This window comes from Aureimonas sp. OT7, assembly GCF_014844055.1.
Classification (GTDB): domain Bacteria; phylum Pseudomonadota; class Alphaproteobacteria; order Rhizobiales; family Rhizobiaceae; genus Aureimonas; species Aureimonas altamirensis_A.
Genome location: NZ_CP062167.1, coordinates 3388062 through 3404336, shown reverse-complemented (window position 1 = coordinate 3404336; position 16275 = coordinate 3388062). Strand labels below are relative to the sequence as shown.

At 65.9% G+C, this 16275-nt stretch carries 17 protein-coding genes; 14 read left to right on the top strand and 3 right to left on the bottom strand.

What is annotated here, in order from left to right; genetic code table 11:
• Positions 1-22 precede the first annotated feature (22 nt).
• The 3 genes from IGS74_RS16300 to IGS74_RS16290 all read left to right on the top strand — a co-directional run bounded on the left by IGS74_RS16300 (position 23) and on the right by IGS74_RS16290 (position 3632).
• A complete protein-coding gene (locus IGS74_RS16300; protein ID WP_192387495.1) occupies positions 23-1393 on the top strand; it encodes an MmgE/PrpD family protein in 1371 nt (456 codons plus the stop codon).
• Entirely contained in the window at positions 1390-2913 is a 1524-nt protein-coding gene (locus tag IGS74_RS16295; RefSeq protein WP_192387494.1) for a fumarate hydratase, read from the top strand. Before IGS74_RS16300 ends, IGS74_RS16295 begins: the two co-directional genes overlap by 4 nt.
• Positions 2914-3029: 116 nt before the next feature.
• Complete coding sequence (locus IGS74_RS16290) at positions 3030-3632, top strand: LysE/ArgO family amino acid transporter (RefSeq protein WP_192387493.1); 603 nt, start codon at positions 3030-3032, stop codon at positions 3630-3632.
• A 55-nt stretch (positions 3633-3687) separates the two neighbouring features.
• Here IGS74_RS16290 and IGS74_RS16285 read toward each other — a convergent pair whose 3' ends face one another.
• A complete protein-coding gene (locus IGS74_RS16285) occupies positions 3688-4665 on the bottom strand; it encodes a tripartite tricarboxylate transporter substrate-binding protein (RefSeq protein ID WP_246722607.1) in 978 nt (325 codons plus the stop codon).
• A gap of 286 nt (positions 4666-4951) precedes the next feature.
• Here IGS74_RS16285 and IGS74_RS16280 point away from each other — a divergent pair, with 286 nt between their 5' ends.
• Positions 4952-6082, top strand: coding sequence for a CaiB/BaiF CoA-transferase family protein (locus IGS74_RS16280; RefSeq protein WP_192387492.1), 1131 nt, complete (start codon positions 4952-4954; stop codon positions 6080-6082).
• Entirely contained in the window at positions 6079-6936 is an 858-nt protein-coding gene (locus tag IGS74_RS16275) for a MaoC family dehydratase N-terminal domain-containing protein (protein ID WP_192387491.1), read from the top strand. The genes IGS74_RS16280 and IGS74_RS16275 overlap by 4 nt, the downstream gene beginning before the upstream one ends.
• On the opposite strand, the gene IGS74_RS16270 is transcribed toward IGS74_RS16275, so the two are convergent.
• On the bottom strand, positions 6933-7952 hold the full coding sequence (locus IGS74_RS16270) for a substrate-binding domain-containing protein (protein WP_192387490.1): 1020 nt from the start codon (positions 7950-7952) through the stop codon (positions 6933-6935). The two genes, IGS74_RS16275 and IGS74_RS16270, sit on opposite strands and share 4 nt — an antisense overlap.
• A 128-nt stretch (positions 7953-8080) precedes the next feature.
• On the opposite strand from IGS74_RS16270, the gene IGS74_RS16265 reads away from it, so the two are divergent.
• The 9 genes from IGS74_RS16265 (at position 8081) to IGS74_RS20095 (ending at position 15592) form a co-directional block, all read left to right on the top strand.
• Positions 8081-8866 (top strand): ThuA domain-containing protein, encoded by a 786-nt coding sequence (locus tag IGS74_RS16265; RefSeq protein ID WP_192387489.1) that lies wholly within the window; start codon positions 8081-8083, stop codon positions 8864-8866.
• Complete coding sequence (locus tag IGS74_RS16260) at positions 8863-9915, top strand: Gfo/Idh/MocA family oxidoreductase (protein WP_192387487.1); 1053 nt, start codon at positions 8863-8865, stop codon at positions 9913-9915. The genes IGS74_RS16265 and IGS74_RS16260 overlap by 4 nt, the downstream gene beginning before the upstream one ends.
• Before the next feature lie 62 nt (positions 9916-9977).
• Positions 9978-11240, top strand: coding sequence for an ABC transporter substrate-binding protein (locus IGS74_RS16255; protein ID WP_192387485.1), 1263 nt, complete (start codon positions 9978-9980; stop codon positions 11238-11240).
• 37 nt (positions 11241-11277) lie between these two features.
• Positions 11278-12237 (top strand): sugar ABC transporter permease, encoded by a 960-nt coding sequence (locus IGS74_RS16250; RefSeq protein WP_192387484.1) that lies wholly within the window; start codon positions 11278-11280, stop codon positions 12235-12237.
• A complete protein-coding gene (locus IGS74_RS16245) occupies positions 12237-13064 on the top strand; it encodes a carbohydrate ABC transporter permease (protein WP_039191979.1) in 828 nt (275 codons plus the stop codon). Before IGS74_RS16250 ends, IGS74_RS16245 begins: the two co-directional genes overlap by 1 nt.
• Before the next feature lie 19 nt (positions 13065-13083).
• Positions 13084-14112 (top strand): sn-glycerol-3-phosphate ABC transporter ATP-binding protein UgpC, encoded by a 1029-nt coding sequence (gene ugpC, locus IGS74_RS16240; RefSeq protein ID WP_192387483.1) that lies wholly within the window; start codon positions 13084-13086, stop codon positions 14110-14112.
• Between the two features lie 314 nt (positions 14113-14426).
• Positions 14427-14912 (top strand): hypothetical protein, encoded by a 486-nt coding sequence (locus IGS74_RS20105; RefSeq protein ID WP_206688183.1) that lies wholly within the window; start codon positions 14427-14429, stop codon positions 14910-14912.
• Positions 14810-15325, top strand: a complete 516-nt coding sequence (locus IGS74_RS20100; protein ID WP_206688182.1) for a hypothetical protein — start codon at positions 14810-14812, stop codon at positions 15323-15325. The genes IGS74_RS20105 and IGS74_RS20100 overlap by 103 nt, the downstream gene beginning before the upstream one ends.
• 15 nt (positions 15326-15340) lie before the next feature.
• Positions 15341-15592: a hypothetical protein gene (locus tag IGS74_RS20095; RefSeq protein ID WP_206688181.1), complete on the top strand. Its 252-nt coding sequence runs from the start codon at positions 15341-15343 to the stop codon at positions 15590-15592.
• 8 nt (positions 15593-15600) lie between these two features.
• Here IGS74_RS20095 and IGS74_RS16230 read toward each other — a convergent pair whose 3' ends face one another.
• Positions 15601-16191, bottom strand: coding sequence for a DUF922 domain-containing protein (locus IGS74_RS16230; RefSeq protein WP_192387482.1), 591 nt, complete (start codon positions 16189-16191; stop codon positions 15601-15603).
• Between the last annotated feature and the right edge of the window lie 84 nt (positions 16192-16275).

Genomic DNA, 16275 nt, shown 5'->3' with positions numbered 1-16275 from the left:
TTCGCGCATGGGGAGGAACAGCGTGCACGATCTGACGATGACTTTGGCCCGTTTCGTGGCCGATCTCCGCTTTGACGACCTGCCGCCCGATGTCGTGACCCGCGCCAAGGAACTGTCGATGGATCTTGCCGGCTCCATCGTGCGCGCCGGTAGCGAGGCTGATTCCACATCGGCCATCCTGGCCGCCGTCCAGCGGATGGGGCTGGACGGGGCAGGCAGCGCGGGCGTCGTCGGAACCGGCCGCTTCTACGCGCCGCCCGTGGCGGCCCTGTTGAACGGCGCGCTCGGACACTCGCTCGATTTCGACGACACCCACGCGGACTCCTCCTTGCATCCTTCCGCCCCCGTCGTGCCGGCGGCGCTGGCGGTGGGCGAGGCGGTCGGTGCCAGCGGCGCGGAAGTGGTGGCCGCCATCGTCGCTGGATATGAAGTCTGCTGCCGGCTCGGCATGGCGCTGGATCCGACCGCGCACTACGCGCGCGGTTTCCACCCGACGGCGACGGCGGGCACCTTCGGGGCAGCGGCCGCCGCTGCAAGGCTGTACGGGCTGGACGCCGAGGGCATCGCCCGGGCGTTCGGCGTCTCCGGGAGCCAGGCCGCCGGCTCGCTGCAATTCCTGCGGAATGGCGGCTGGAACAAGAGATGGCAGGTGGGGCAGGCCGCGATGAACGGCGTCATGGCCGGGGCGCTGGCCGCAGACGGCTTCTTTGCGGCAGACGAGCCGATCGAAGGCAGGCACGGGTTGCTGGTCGGCTATACCGATGGGGCAAGGCCCGAACGGGCCACCGCCGATCTCGGCGTCGTGTGGGAAACCATGCGTATCGGTGTGAAGCCATATCCCAGTTGCCGCTACACCCACGCCGCGCTGGATGGGTTGAAGGCGCTGCGGTCAGAGGCCGGCCTGACGGCGGACAAGGCTTCGCGCGTCACCATCGGCCTGCACCGCAATGGCATCGTGCTGACGGGCGCGCCGCTGGACGAGAAGCGTCGCCCCGGCTCGGTCGTGGACGGGCAGTTCTCCATGCCTTTCACCGCCGCCGTGATGCTGGACCAGGGCTCGTTCGGCTGGGACGACTACAAACGCCTTGGCGATGCGTCCCTGTGCGAGCTGGCGGACCGCGTCGACGTCCTGCGGGACGAGACGCTGGAGGGGCTGCAACATCCCTTCGGCGCGACGCTGGTCGTCGAGATGCAGGGCGGGGAAACCATCGAACGGCGGATCGCCGATCCTTCGGGCGAGCCTGAAACCTTTCCCGATGCGGCGGCCTTGCGGAGCAAGTTCGATACCCTCGCCATGCCGGTGCTGGGCAGAGCGGGCGCGTCCGCCCTTGCCGAGGCGTTCCTGGATATGGACAGGCGCAACCGGGTCGCCGTTTCGGCCGGGGCCGCATGACAGGGGGGATCATCCGGCGGGCCGATCTGGTGGCATCCATCGCCGATGCGATGCAGTACATTGCCGTCTATCACCCACCGGACTTTCTTGCGCATCTGGCCCGCGCGCTCGAGCAAGAAAAAAGCCCGGCCGCGCGTGACGCTATCAAGCAGATCCTGGTGAATTCGCGCATGGCCGCCATCGGGCGTCGCCCGATCTGCCAGGATACGGGCACGGTCAACGTGTTCCTCAAGGTCGGCATCCAGGCGCGTTTCGATTTCGACGAGGCCTTGGGCGACGTGGTGAACGAGGCCGTCGCCATCGCCTATACCAATGCAGACAACCCGCTACGCGCCTCCATCGTGGCCGATCCACTGTTCGACAGGCGCAATACGCGCACCAACGCGCCGGCCGTTACCCATGTCGAACTCGTGGCCGGAAGCGGCCTCGACGTGCATGTGGCCGCCAAGGGCGGCGGCTCTGAAAACAAGGCAAGCTTCGCCGCTCTCAACCCCGGCGACGACGTCGCGGAATGGGTGGTGCGCACCGTCGAGACGCTGGGAGCGGGCTGGTGCCCGCCCGGTATTCTCGGAATCGGCGTCGGCGGCACGGCCGAGAAGGCGATGCTGCTTGCCAAGGAGTCGCTGTTGCAGCCGATCGACATGGCCGAGCTGCTGGCGCGGGGGCCGCGAACCCCGCAGGAAGAGATGCGCGTGGACCTGTACCGGCGCGTCAACGCGCTCGGCATCGGCGCGCAGGGATTGGGCGGATTGACGACCGTCCTGGACGTCAAGATCGAGACCTATCCGGTGCATGCCGCCTCCATGCCGGTGGCGCTCATACCGCAATGCGTTGCCGACAGGCACATCGGTTTCCGGCTGGACGGAAGCGGACCGGCCGACCTTCAGGCGCCGCGCGTCGAAGATTGGCCGCAGGTGGCTCTGGATGCCGGCGCCGAGGCGGTGAGGGTCGATCTCGATCGCCTCACCCCGGCCGAGGTGGCAGGCTGGCGCGCCGGCGAAACGCTTCTTCTGTCGGGCCGCCTGCTGACGGGCCGCGATGCCGCGCACAAGCGTCTGGCCGCCATGCTGCGGCGGGGCGAGGAACTGCCCGTCGATCTAAGAGGACGGGCGATCTATTATGTCGGGCCGGTCGACGCCGTCGCCGGCGAAGCGGTGGGCCCTGCCGGGCCGACCACCTCCACGCGCATGGACCCTTACACGGACATTCTTCTGGAGCGCACCGGCCTCCTGGTGATGATCGGCAAGGCGGAGCGCGGCGAAGAGACGGTCGCCAGCATCGGACGGCACGGCGCGGCCTATCTGATCGCGGTGGGTGGAGCGGCCTATCTGGTTTCGAAGGCCGTCCGATCGGCCAGGGTGATCGCCTTCGACGACCTGGGCATGGAGGCCATCCACGAATTCGTGGTGGAGGATATGCCGGTGACGGTTGCCGTCGATGCGCAGGGGCAGTCGATCCACAAGAGCGGCCCCATGCAGTGGCGCGCCCCGCCGGTTACCTATCGCGGGGCGGAGATTTAGCCTGAGCCCCGGAATGCGCCGGGGCCAGACGGCCGCAGAAGACCGTTCGGCAAAGCCGTCAGCTACATTTCCGTCGTCTTCGGGTATACCGCGATCTCGTAGCGACGGGGAACGGAATGACGGCGTATCTGAATGGGTTGCTGATGGGGCTCAGCCTGATCGTGGCAATCGGCGCGCAAAATGCGTTCGTGCTGCGCCAGGGCCTGCGCAACGAGCATGTGCTGGCGGTTGCGCTGGCTTGTGCCCTGTCCGACGCCGCCTTGATCTGGCTGGGCGTCCTCGCCTTTGCACGCGTAGCCGAACTGATGCCCGCCCTGGAGCCGGCGATGCGCTATGCCGGGGCAGCCTTCCTGGTCTGGTACGGCTGCCGCAGCATGCTTTCGGCCTTCCGGTCCAGCGAGGCGCTGGTGGTCACGGCCGCAGCGGCGACGCCGCTATGGCCCGTTCTGGCAACGTGCTTCCTGCTGACCTTTGCAAATCCGCACGTCTATCTGGATACGGTCGTGCTGCTGGGATCGCTTTCGACGGGTTTCCCCGGCCAGGAGGCGATCTTCGCGATGGGAGCGACGACCGCATCCTTCCTGTTCTTCTTCTCTCTTGGGTTGGGAGCGCGCTTCCTGCGACCCGTCTTCGCCAACCCGACTGCGTGGCGCATCCTCGAGGGCGTGATCGCCCTCGTGATGTGGACCATCGCCATCAATCTCCTGCGCGGCATATAAGCCGCGCCGACAAGGGCGGTGCGGGGCGCCTGCCCGAAGGCGCCCCGCACCGGGTTCAATTGGCGTATTCGCCGGCTTCCTCGATCAGGGGACGCCAGAACTCGATCTGCTCCTTGTACTGCTTTTCGAGGGATTGCGGCGTGGCGTCTTCCTGCGGCACCGGCTCGGTGCCGAGTTCCGCGAAGCGGCGGATCACCGTCTCGTCCTGCAGGGCCTTCTGGAGCGCGTCCGTCAGACGCTCCTTGACCGGCTCCGGCGTCCCGGCCGGGACATACATTCCGTGCCACACACCGATCTCGAAACCATCGAGGCCCTGCTCCAGCGCGGTCGGCACGTCGGGCAGGACGGCGATCCGCTCCTTGGTCGCGGTGGCATAGGCCTTTACCGCCTTGGACTGGACAGGGTTGGTGGCGCCGGTGGTCTGGTCGCAGAGAAGATCGACCTGGCCGCCCATCGTATCGGTCATCGCCGGGCCGGTTCCGGGGTAGGGGACCGTCGTCAACTGCACGCCCACGGCCTGCATGAACAACATGCCACAGAGATGAGAAACGGCGCCGGGGCCGGCATTGGCCAAGAGTGTTTCTTCCGGCTTCTCGCGGATCGTTTCCAGAAGCTGCTTGAAGTCTTCGGCCGGATAGTCGGGCCGCGAGACGAGCAGCATCGGCACGGTCGTGACCTGCCCGATATAGTCGAAGGCGGTCAGCGGATCGTAGGGCAGGTTGCGATACAGAGTCGCGCTGGTGGCGATGCCCATGTGATGCAGCAGAACAGTATAACCATCGGGCGTCGACTGGGCCAGGCGGCCGGATGCCAGCGTGCCCCCTGCGCCCGTGACGTTCTCGACGAGAACCTGTTGTCCGAGATCCTCGCTCATCACCTGGGCGAGAAGGCGGGCGATGACGTCCGTCGGGCCACCCGCCGAGAAGGGGATCATCAGCGTCACGGGCTGGGTTGGATAATCCTGTGCCCTGGCAGCGCCGACGGCGGACAGGGAAACGGCAGCGGCGAGCGCGGCGAACAACAGCGTCTTCAAAGGGTCTCCTCCCTATTGATACGGGCCAGCCAACCGTTCTTGCGTCGGTTTTGGGCTGGCGCAATGGACCGGGCCCGCCCCGAAGCGGGGCAGACGCCAGCTTGAAACTGTTCCAGATTGGGGGGCCAGGCAAAGACAGCTTCGGTCTGGCGGGCATAACGGGCGGTTCTGGCGCTTCCATAGAAGTTCGCTATGGGCGCCAGCCCGAAGCTGTCTTTGCGGCCATGCGGGCGTACTGGAACAATGTGCGCATGATCGTTTCGCCTGTCCCGGAGGAGTCGTCCGCATGAAGAGTGCCTTGCCACTGGAGGGGCTTTTGGTCGTGGCGGTGGAGCAGGCCGTCGCCGCCCCCTTCTGCACCGCCCGGCTGGCCGATGCCGGTGCGCGCGTCGTCAAGGTGGAGAGGCCGAGCGGCGACTTCGCCCGTGGATACGACGACGTCGCGAAAGGGCAGAGCAGCTATTTTGTCTGGTTGAACCGGGGTAAGGAATCGCTGGCGCTGGACCTGACAAGGCCGGACGATCTTTCCGTCCTGCGCGACCTCGCATCGCGCGCCGATGTGCTGGTGCAGAACCTAAAACCCGGTTCCCTGGAGCGGCTGGGCCTTGGGGCGGAGGCGCTGCGCGCCGCCAACCCCCGCCTCATCAACTGCACGATCAGCGGCTACGGGACCAGCGGCCCGCTGGCGCACCGCAAGGCCTACGACCTGTTGATCCAGGCCGAATCCGGCCTGTCCTCGATCACCGGCGGGCCGGCGGAGCCGGCGCGCGTCGGCATATCCCTCGTCGATATCGCCACCGGTGCCACGGCCCATGCCGCGGTCCTTGAGGCGCTGATCGCGCGGGGCATCAGCGGCAAGGGCTGCGATATCCATGTGTCGATGTTCGACGTCATGGCCGACTGGCTGGCCGTTCCGCTGCTGCAGGAGGAGGGCGGACAAAGCCCGCGCCGCATCGGCCTCGCCCATCCGTCCATTGCGCCTTACGGCATCTTCACCGCCGGCGACGGGACCGTGTTCCTGATCTCGATCCAGAGCGAGCGGGAGTGGATCAAGTTCTGCGACGTCTTCCTGGGCCGTCCCGACCTGCCGAAGGATGCGCGCTTTGCAACCAACGTCGCGCGCGTGCGCCATCGGGCGGAAACCGATGCGCTCGTATCGGCGGCCTTCGCCACGATGGGCGAGGCCGCCGCCACCGATGCCCTGACGCGGGCGGAGGTCGCCTTTGCCTCCGTCAACGACATGGCCGCGCTGTCGAAGCATCCGCATCTGCGCCGCATCGTGGTGGAGACGCCGAATGGACCCGTGTCCCTTCCGGCCCCGGCCGCCGTCGTGGCCGGGCAGGAGCGCGCCTATGGACGGGTGCCGGCCATCGGCGAGCATGCCGATCTGCAGGCGGCGCATGAGGCGGCCGAATGAGCGCCGTGCCCGAAGCCGTGGATATCGCCCATCTGCGCCGCTGGATCGGCAGGCAGGAAACTGCCTCGGAAGTGCTGTCGCCGGAACTGGTCAGGCGGTTTCGCGCGACGCTGGAACTGCCCGGCACGACCGAGGCCGGCCAGCCCGCGCCCGAACTGATCCATCTGTGCCTTGCGCCGCCGGCCGTGCCGATGAGCGAGCTCGGGCCGGACGGGCATCCGGCGCGCGGCGGTTTCCTGCCGCCGGTGCCGCTGCCGCGCCGCATGTGGGCCGGCGGCCAGTTCGAGATGCGGGGCGCGCTGACTATCGGCGACGTCGTGACGAGGCGCTCGACGATCGAGGATGTCGTCCTGAAGGAAGGGCGCACCGGCCGGCTGTGCTTCGTGACGGTGCGGCACGAGATTTCGAGCGGCGAGGCTGTGGCCGTCGTGGAACGCCAGGATATCGTCTACCGCGAGGCGGAATCCTCGACCGCGCCGAAGGCGCAACCGCCGGCCGCGCAGGAAGGTGAGCACGTCATGGAGGTGGTGCCGAGGGCGCCGCTTTTGTTCCGCTACTCGGCGCTCACCTTCAATGGCCATCGCATCCACTACGACAAGCCGTACGCGACCGGCGTGGAGATGTATCCCGGCCTTGTCGTGCACGGGCCGATGCAGGCGACGATGCTGTATCATTTTGCGGCAAAGCTGCGAGGCCGGGCCCCTGCCGGCTTCGCGTTCCGCAGTCTTTCGACCCTGTTCGACGATACACGCTTCACCCTCAACGCAACGGATGAAAACGGCGCCCTGACCCTGTGGACGGCCCGCCCCGGCGGCCCGGTGGCGATGAGCGCGACGGCCACGTTCGACGCCTAGTCCACGGCGGGGGCCGTGGAGCCGCGAACGGTCAGCGGGACGGGCCATACCTCGGACGGGACCGGTTTCCCGCCCGATGCGATGCGCTCCAGCGCCATCTCGGCGATGCGCGCTCCGGCTGCCCGGATGGACGAGTTGAGCGTCGTCAGTTGCGGGGTCGCCATGGAGGGCGGAAACGCCGCCACCTCGTCGTCATGGGCGACGATCGACATGTCCTGTGGAACGCGCAGGCCGCGCTCGGCCAATGCCTTCATCGCGCCGAGGGCGACGAGGATGGACGAGGCGAGAAGGGCGGTGGGCGCCTGGAACTCGTCGAGAATCGACAGGGTCGACTGATAGCCCTGCGTGAATGTCAGCGGTCCGTAGCGGACGAGATGTTCCGCCCTGTCGATGCCGGCTTCGTCCAGGGCGGCGCCAAGCCCCTGTGTTCGGTCCTGGGCATAGGCTTGCCGGGCCTCGCCGTTGACGAGCCCGATGCGGCGGTGGCCAAGCTCCACCAGATGCTGTGCGCCCCGCCTAAAACCGCCGAAATTGTCTATCGAGAGATAAGGCACGTTCTGCCCGTGCAGCGGCCTGCCATGCGTCACGATGGGAAAGGCGAGGTCGGCGATGCCGCTGGTGCGGACCTCGTCGAGGATCGGAGAGGTCAGCACGAGGGCATCCACCAGCCCGCTCGTGGCGAGGCGCAGGCAGGCATCCGCTTCCTCTCCGGCGCGGGTCGGCGTCAACACGATGTCCAGCCCTTCGCGTGCGGCGGTCTCCGAGACGCCGGTCAGGAAATCCATGACGATCGGGCGTTCCAGGATGTTGCGCTCTGTCGAAAAGACGAGGCCCAATGCATTCGCGCGCCCCGTGGCCAGACGCCGCGCCGCGGTGCTGGCCCGGTAATTGGCGCGCTCCGCCGCCTCCAATACGCGCCGCCGTGTCTTTTCTCCAACCTCGGGATAGCCGTTCAGGGCGCGGCTTACCGTGGTTTGCGACAGGCCGAGCGATGCCGCAAGTTCCTTCAGGCTCATGGCCAAGGCCCGTTCCCTCCCCATATCCAATCAGGACGATCGAATGAAATCTTAGGTTGACACTACATCCAAAGCGCTTCAACTTTCAATCAAAGCGCTTTGGGAGAGCGCCAAGGGAGATTTCCGTTATGGGCATACGGGCAGTGGTGTGGAACGAATTCGTTCATGAGCAGGAGAACGAGATCGTCCAGAAAGTCTATCCGGATGGAATCCACCGCACCATCGCCAGGGCGATCTCGGCCGAAGGCGACATCGAGGCGGCGACGGCCACCCTGCAGGAACCCGATCATGGCCTGACGCAGGCGCGGCTGGACCAGGCCGACGTGCTCCTGTGGTGGGGCCATAAGGCGCATGGGCAAGTGGACGACGCCATCGTCGACCGGGTGCAGCAGCGCGTGGCCGAGGGCATGGGCCTGATCGTGCTGCATTCGGGGCATTTCTCCAAGATCTTCAAGCGGCTCATGGGCACGCCCTGCTCGTTGCGCTGGCGTGAGGCCGGCGAGCGCGAGCGCCTGTGGGTCATCAACCGCAACCACCCTATCGCCAAGGGCATCGACACGGCGATCGAGCTGCCGAACTCGGAGATGTACGGAGAGCCATTCCTGGTTCCGGAACCGCTCGAGACGGTGTTCATCTCGTGGTTCGAGGGCGGGGAAGTGTTCCGGTCGGGGCTGACCTATCAGCGCGGGGCAGGGCGGATCTTCTACTTCGAGCCGGGCCACGAGACCTACCCCATCTATCACGACGCGGCCATCCAGACCGTGCTGCGCAACGCCGTCCGCTGGGCCTACAACCCGGCCGAACCGTGGCGCGATGTGTCGGAAGCGCCCAACAGGCCGTACGACCAGGCGCGCGAAAAGCTGACGCCCAAGGGTGCGGCGCTGCACAAGAAGGGCGAGGCGGGCTATCGATGATCAAGCGGCTCGCCATCCTGGGCACAGGGGCCATCGCGCACCGTCATGCCGAGATCTTCGGAGCGATCCCGGGCATCGAACTGGCGGCGGCCATCGACACCAATCTCGAGCGTGCGCGCAGTTTCGCCGAACTGCATGGAATGACGCAGTCCTTCGGCTCGCTGTCGCATGCGCTCGAGCATGGCGGCTTCGACGCGGCGGTGAACTCCACTCCGGATGCGGCGCATTATGCGACGACGCTGGAGCTGATCGGTGCAGGCGTGCCGGTCTTCTGCGAAAAGCCGCTGGCGCTCAACCATGGTGACGCCATGGCGATGACGGAGGCGGCGGAGCGGGCCGGGCTCATCAACATGGTCAACCTGACCTATCGCAATGCCCATGCCGTGCAGATGGCGCGGCGCATGGTTGCCGCAGGAGAGATCGGCGATATCCGCCATGTCGACGCCAGTTACCTGCAGAGCTGGCTGACGGGCAGCCATTGGGGCGACTGGCGGACGGATGAGCGCTGGCTGTGGCGTCTGTCGTCGGCGCATGGCTCCAAGGGAGTGCTTGGGGATATCGGCATCCATATCCTGGATTTCGTTACCTTCGGCACCGGGTTGGACGTTGCGGCGCTGCAGGCGCGCATGCGCACCTTCGACAAGGCCGAAGGCGGGGCCATCGGCCCGTATACGCTGGACGTCAACGACAGCGTCGCGATGACGGTGGAGTTTTCCAACGGCGCCCTGGGTGTGGTGCACATGTCGCGCTTCGCAACGGGAAATCTCAACGATCTGAGCCTGTCGATCTACGGCACGCGTGGCGCATTGAAGATCTGGGCCAACCAGCACACGTCCACCCTCTCGGCCTGCCGGGGAGCGGATATCGAGACGGCAACGTGGAAACCGGTCGATTGTCCGGAAACGCCGCGCAACGAACAGCGGTTCGCCCTGGCGCTGATGTCGGGCGAAAACGGCGAGCCCGCATTCCGCCGCGCCGCCGAGGTGCAGCGGTTGCTGGACCTGGCCTTCGTCTCGGATGCGGAAGGAAAGATGCTGAAAGCCGCCTGAGGAGGGCGCATCGACCATGCCCGCCGGGAGAGCGGGTTTCGATCACGGGAGGAACCATCGAAATGCAGCTTCGCAAAGCACTCGCCGCGCTGGCGGCCACGGCCGCCCTGACGGTGCAACCCGCCCTGGCGGCCGACCTGTCCATCGTGCTCGGCTCCGTCGGCAAGGACGTGCAGGAGATGCGCGCCGCCCTGGACGTTTTCGAGAAGGAAAGCGGCCACCGCGTGCGCATCGTCGAGATGCCGGCCTCCACCACCGACCAGTTCGGCCAGTATCGCCTTTGGCTGGCGGCCGGAAACTCCGACGTGGACGTATACCGCACCGACGTCATCTGGGCGCCGCAGCTCGCCGACAACTTCGTCGATCTGTCCGAAGCGATGGCCGATCGCGTCGGTGAACATTTCCCGGCCGTGATCGATGCGCAGACCGTCGACGGCAAGCTCGTTGCCATGCCGCTCTACACGGATGCACCCGCCCTCTATTATCGCAAGGACCTCCTGGAGAAATACGGCAAGCAGCCGCCGAAGACCTGGGCCGAGCTGGAGGAGATCGCCTCCGAGATCGTGACCGCCGAGCGCGAGGCCGGCAATGGCGGCCTGAACGGTTTCGTCTTCCAGGGCTCCGCCTATGAGGGCCTCACCTGCAACGCGCTGGAATGGATCGCCAGCTCGGGCGGCGGCACCATCGTGGACGAAGCGGGCGAGATCACCATCGACAATCCGGAGGCGGCGGCAGCCATCGACCGCGCGGCGGGCTGGATCGACAAGATCGCACCGGGTGGCGTCCTCGGCTACATGGAGGAAGAGGCGCGCGGTGTCTGGCAGACGGGCAATGCCGTCTTCATGCGCAACTGGCCCTATGCCTATGCCTTGTCGCGCGGCGACGACAGCGCCGTGAAGGACAAGTTCGACGTGGTGCAGCTGCCGACCGGAGAGGGTGGCCAGCCGGCCGGCTGCCTCGGCGGATGGAATGTCGCGGTGTCGAAGCATTCGCCGAACCAGGAGGCCGCCATCGAGATGGTCCGTTTCCTGACCTCCGCCGAATGGCAGAAGACGCGCGCCATCAACCAGTCGCGCATGCCGACCATTCCCAGCGTCTACGACGACCCGGAAGTGGCCGAGGCCCAGCCCATCGTCGCCAACTGGAAGCCGGTCATCGAAACGGCCACGGCGCGCCCGTCGGCGGCCACCAAGGGCAAGTATAACGAGGTGTCCAAGGAGTTCTGGACCGCCGTTCATCAAACCCTGTCGGGGCGCGGCGACGCTGCCTCCAACCTCGACCGCCTGGACAAGGCGCTACGCCGGCTCAAGCGCGCCGAGTGGTAAGCGCCGCGACGCGGCACGGTCGGGGAGGAGGTTTCAGATGGTGACTGCCGAGGCTAAAACCGGGAAGGCGGGCAACCGGACGGCGCGTAAACGCCGCCGCGCGGCATGGCTGTTTCTGGCGCCGATGCTGCTGGTGCTTGCATTGGTGGCGGCATGGCCGCTGGCACAGACGATCCGCTTTTCGCTGACCGACGCCAGCCTGTCTTCGCTGGGGACGGCCGAATTCATCGGCTTTCGAAACTATCTGGAATATATCGACTACGGCGATGGGGAGGGCGAGTGGTTCGGCCTTCTCGTGGACGACGAATGGTGGCGCGCCGTACGCAACACCCTGTGGTTCACGGCCATCTCCGTTTCCATCGAAACCGTGCTCGGCACCATCTTCGCCCTCGTGCTGAACGCCAGCTTTCCCGGCCGCGGCATCGTGCGCGCCGCGGTGCTGATCCCCTGGGCGATCCCCACCATCGTCTCGGCAAAGCTGTGGGCCTGGATGATGAACGACCAGTTCGGCATCCTCAACGACATGCTGCTGACGGTCGGCCTGATCTCGGCGCCTGTGGCCTGGACCGCTTCGCCGGACACGGCACTGTGGGCCGTCATCATCGTCGACGTCTGGAAGACGACACCGTTCATGGCGCTGCTGATCCTGGCCGGCCTGCAGATGGTGCCGGGCGACGTCTACGAGGCAGCCAGGATCGATGGCGTCAGCCCGGTGAAGGTGTTCTTCAAGGTGACGCTGCCGCTGATCCGCCCGGCCATCCTGGTGGCCGTCATCTTCCGGGCGCTCGACGCGCTGCGCGTCTTCGATTTGATCTACGTGCTGACGCCCAACAATGCGGAAACGAAGACGATGAGCGTCTTCGCGCAGGAGAATCTCTTCCAGTTCGACAATTTCGCCTATGGATCGGGAGCCTCGACGCTGCTGTTCCTGGTCATCGCACTCAGCACCATCGCCTATATCCGCCTGTCACGGCTGAACCTGTCGGGAGATCGCTGATGGCTGCCCTTGCTCGTAAGGCGGGCTTCTACGCGCTCGTCCTCTTCATCGTCGTGTTTTCGGTGTTCCCCTTTTATTACGCCATCGTCACCAGCTTCAAATCCGGCACCGATCTGTTTCGGGTCGATTACCTGCCCAGAAGCTTTTCGCTGGCCAATTACGAGGGCGTCTTCAACAACGGCGTCTTCCTGCAGAATGTGCTCAACTCGCTGATCGTCGCCACCAGCGTCGTCGTCATCTCGCTCTTCCTGGCAGTCACCGCCGCCTATGCGTTGTCGCGCATCCGCTTCAAGGGACGGGGCCTTCTGCTGCTCACCATCCTGGCCGTGTCGATGTTCCCGCAGATCGCGGTTCTGGCGGGTCTGTTCCAGATGGTTCGGTGGATGGGCATCTACAACAGCCTCTTCTCGCTGATCTTCGCCTACATGATCTTCACCCTGCCCTTCACCGTCTGGGTGCTCACCACCTTCATGCGGGATCTGCCGGAGGAGATCGAGGAGGCCGCCATCGTGGACGGCGCAGGGCCCTTCACCATCGTCATGCGGGTATTTCTGCCGCTGATGTGGCCGGCGCTGGTGACGACGGGCCTGCTCGCCTTCATCGCGGCGTGGAACGAGTTCCTGTTCGCGCTGACCTTCGTCGCCAGCAACGAAACGCGCACCGTTCCGGTCGCCATCGCGCTTCTGTCCGGTGCATCCGAGCAGGAAATACCCTGGGGCACGATCATGGCGGCGTCGGTCGTCGTGACGCTGCCGCTGATCGTTCTCGTCCTCATCTTCCAGCGCAAGATCATCGCCGGGCTGACCGCCGGCGGCGTCAAGGGCTGATTATCCGGAGTTCCAAGTCATGGCCGAATTGAAGCTCGCCGGTGTCACCAAATCCTTCGGCGCGGTAACCGTGCTGCACGGCATCGATCTCGACATCGCCAGCGGGGAGTTCGTCGTCTTCGTGGGCCCGTCCGGTTGCGGCAAGTCGACCCTGCTGCGCATCGTGGCCGGGCTGGAGGAAATCAGTTCCGGAACGTTTTCCATCGACGGCCAGGTCGTCAACGACAGGACGCCGAAGGAACGAGGCATCGCCATGGTGTTTCAGTCCTATGCGCTGTACCCGCATATGAGCGTCTACGACAACATGGCCTTCGGCCTGTCGCTCGAGAAGGGCACGCCGAAATCCGAGATCGACCAGCGCGTCCGCAAGGCGGCCTCCATCCTGCAGATCGACCCCTATCTGGACCGTTTGCCCAAGGCCCTGTCGGGCGGCCAGCGCCAGCGTGTGGCCATCGGGCGGGCCATCACGCGCGATCCCAAGGTGTTCCTGTTCGACGAACCCTTGTCGAACCTGGATGCGGCGCTGCGCGTGCAGACACGCATCGAGATCGCCAAGCTGCATGACAGGATGCAGGGCACCACGATGATCTACGTGACGCACGACCAGGTCGAGGCGATGACGCTGGCCGACCGCATCGTGGTGCTGAACAAAGGGCGGATCGAGCAGGTGGGGTCGCCCATGGAGCTATACGCGCGGCCCGACAACCTCTTCGTCGCCCGGTTCATCGGCTCTCCCGCCATGAACATCGTGCCGGCATCGGCCCTGTCCGCCCCGGTGGACCTGCCCGGCGGGACGGTACATGTCGGCGTCCGGCCGGAAGACCTGTCGCTGGCAGAGGCGGGAGAGGGCATCCTGTCCGGCACGATCAAGCTGATCGAACCCCTTGGCGAGGTGACCCTGGCCTATGTCGATATCGGGGTCGGCGAGGAGCCCGTCGTCGTCAAGCTGCAAGGCAACCGCATGCTGGAGCGCGGCGCAGCGGTGTCGCTGGCGGCGGAGCCGGGCAAGCTCCATGCCTTCGATACCCAGGGACGCGCGATCCGATAACAGCGATGTTAAAAAGTGATTGTCGTAAACTTGCGGGGCAGCGACGGTCGGATAGTCTGCAGGGCCAATAACTAGAAAAACCATGCAGATATCGGGAGGAAACACATGAGCTCCACCGTTGTGGACTTGCCTGCGGGCGTCGACAAGGACGATCCCTACCGCTTGGCCCCGGATGCCGTCATGGAGCCACCGGTCGGCTGGCGCCACAGCCTCAGGCATCTCGGCCCCGGCCTGATCCTTTCGGCGTCCATCGTCGGCTCGGGCGAATTGATCGCCACGACGACCCTGGGCGCGCAGGCCGGTTTCGCGCAGCCGTGCAGGTGGAACTCGCGCGGTGGACCATTTCCACCGGGCAGCCGGCCCCGACAGGCTACAACAAGGTGCCCCCGCACATCGGCGGCATCGGCTGTATCAACATTCTCTGGGCCATCATGGCCCTGTCGAAAGTTCTGCAGGTCGGCGGCGTCCTCGGCGGCACGGCGGTCGCCTTCTCCATCCTGATGCCGCTGGGCGGCGATCCGCTGGGTGCGACGTCGTTGGCCATCTGGACGGTCATCATCGCGACGGCGTCCATCTTTCTGCTCTATTCCAACAATTACAGCCTCATCGAGCGCGGTTCGATCCTGCTTGTGGGTTCGTTTACACTGGTCACGATCGCCATCGCCCTCGGCTTGCCGTTCACCCGTTCGCCTACGGCATGGACGATCTCCTCACGGGCCTCGCCTTCACCATCCCTGCCGGCGCCATCGGCGCGGCCATCGCCATGTTCGGCATCACCGGTGTCGGCGCCGACGAACTGACGTTCTATACCTATTGGTGTGTGGAAAAGGGCTATGCCCGGCATGTCGGGCCGAATGACGGCTCGGAGGCGTGGAAGCGGCGCGCCCGGGGCTGGATCGCCGTGATGTACAAGGATGCCTTCCTGTCGTGGTGCATCTACACGTTCGGCACGCTGGCCTTCTACCTGATGGGCGCGGCCGTGCTGGAGCCGCAGGGCCTCGTGCCGCGCGGCAACGACATGATCACCACCGTCTCGCGCATGTATACCGACACGCTGGGCGAATGGGCCGGCATCCTGTTCCTGGTCGGCGCCATCGCCGTGCTGGGCTCGACGCTCTGGGCCGCCATTCCAAGCTGGTCGCGCATGTATGTGAACCTGCTTGCGGTGGCCGGCGTACTGGACTGGCACCATACCGCCGACCGGATGCGCTAGATCCGGATATTCACCGTGGCTTTGCCCATTGTCTGGGGTGCCGCCTACCTGATCGTGCAATCGCCCGTGCTGATGATCCAGATCGGCGGCGTGACCACGGGTATCTTCCTGCTCGCCGCGGTGGTCGCGGTCTGGTACCTGCGCAAGCACGAGACGGATCCGGCAATACGAGGCAGCAGCCTGTTCAACGTGGTGCTCGTGCTGTCTTCGGTCGCCATCGTGCTGCTCGGCATCTATACGGGCCTCAGTGTGCTGGGCCTTGCCTAGTCCAGGGGTCAGGGGCCGTTGACGAGTGCCAGGATGAGCTGATGGACATTGCCGCCGTCGCTCATCTCCTCCTGATCGAAGGCCCGGCTGCGGGCGCGCTGCTCCTGCGACAGCGCGCCGAGCTTTTCGGTGAGAACCTCGCGGATGCGTTTGCAGGACGGGTCGTCCGGCACCGTCAGGCCGACGGATGCCGCCTCGATCCGGCGCACCATGTCGACGATATGCTCGCCGTGGACGCGTTCATGCGCGCGCATGCCGTTAATGAAACGCTGCCAGCTTTCGGCGACATCGGGCGCCAGGCGTTGCGACGGCTTGGGCAGGCGATAGGTGATGATCAGCCTGGGCCGGGCCGACACGAGGACGCAGCCGTTCCCGCGCGGGCGATAATCCCGCTGCCAGGTCAGCTTGAACGTCGTCACCGCGATGGCGCGCGACGCACCGGCGGATGGGCCGCGCTCGCCGATGGAGCTGTAGAGCTCGAAGCCGGTGCGGCCGGCGACGGCATAGGGCTCTTCCACTTCCTGTGCCGTCCACGCGGCAGCGGGCGAGTGGGCCAGGAACAGGGTAGCCATAAGGGCTGCAAGGGCTGTGATGCGCATGATGCTGCATAGGCCAGCTTCGACGGAATGCCAATTGCGGTTGCGCGACACCTGGCAGCCTACCGAACGCGACATTGCGCCATA

Coding starts and splice junctions, on each gene's coding strand:
- IGS74_RS16295 (WP_192387494.1), top strand. CDS start 1,390: ATGACAGGGGGGATCATCCGGCGGGCCGATCTGGTGGCATCCATCGCC.
- IGS74_RS16290 (WP_192387493.1), top strand. CDS start 3,030: ATGACGGCGTATCTGAATGGGTTGCTGATGGGGCTCAGCCTGATCGTG.
- IGS74_RS16280 (WP_192387492.1), top strand. CDS start 4,952: ATGAAGAGTGCCTTGCCACTGGAGGGGCTTTTGGTCGTGGCGGTGGAG.
- IGS74_RS16275 (WP_192387491.1), top strand. CDS start 6,079: ATGAGCGCCGTGCCCGAAGCCGTGGATATCGCCCATCTGCGCCGCTGG.
- IGS74_RS16270 (WP_192387490.1), bottom strand. CDS start 7,952: ATGAGCCTGAAGGAACTTGCGGCATCGCTCGGCCTGTCGCAAACCACG.
- IGS74_RS16265 (WP_192387489.1), top strand. CDS start 8,081: ATGGGCATACGGGCAGTGGTGTGGAACGAATTCGTTCATGAGCAGGAG.
- IGS74_RS16260 (WP_192387487.1), top strand. CDS start 8,863: ATGATCAAGCGGCTCGCCATCCTGGGCACAGGGGCCATCGCGCACCGT.
- IGS74_RS16255 (WP_192387485.1), top strand. CDS start 9,978: ATGCAGCTTCGCAAAGCACTCGCCGCGCTGGCGGCCACGGCCGCCCTG.
- IGS74_RS16250 (WP_192387484.1), top strand. CDS start 11,278: ATGGTGACTGCCGAGGCTAAAACCGGGAAGGCGGGCAACCGGACGGCG.
- IGS74_RS16245 (WP_039191979.1), top strand. CDS start 12,237: ATGGCTGCCCTTGCTCGTAAGGCGGGCTTCTACGCGCTCGTCCTCTTC.
- ugpC (WP_192387483.1), top strand. CDS start 13,084: ATGGCCGAATTGAAGCTCGCCGGTGTCACCAAATCCTTCGGCGCGGTA.
- IGS74_RS20100 (WP_206688182.1), top strand. CDS start 14,810: ATGGACGATCTCCTCACGGGCCTCGCCTTCACCATCCCTGCCGGCGCC.
- IGS74_RS16230 (WP_192387482.1), bottom strand. CDS start 16,191: ATGCGCATCACAGCCCTTGCAGCCCTTATGGCTACCCTGTTCCTGGCC.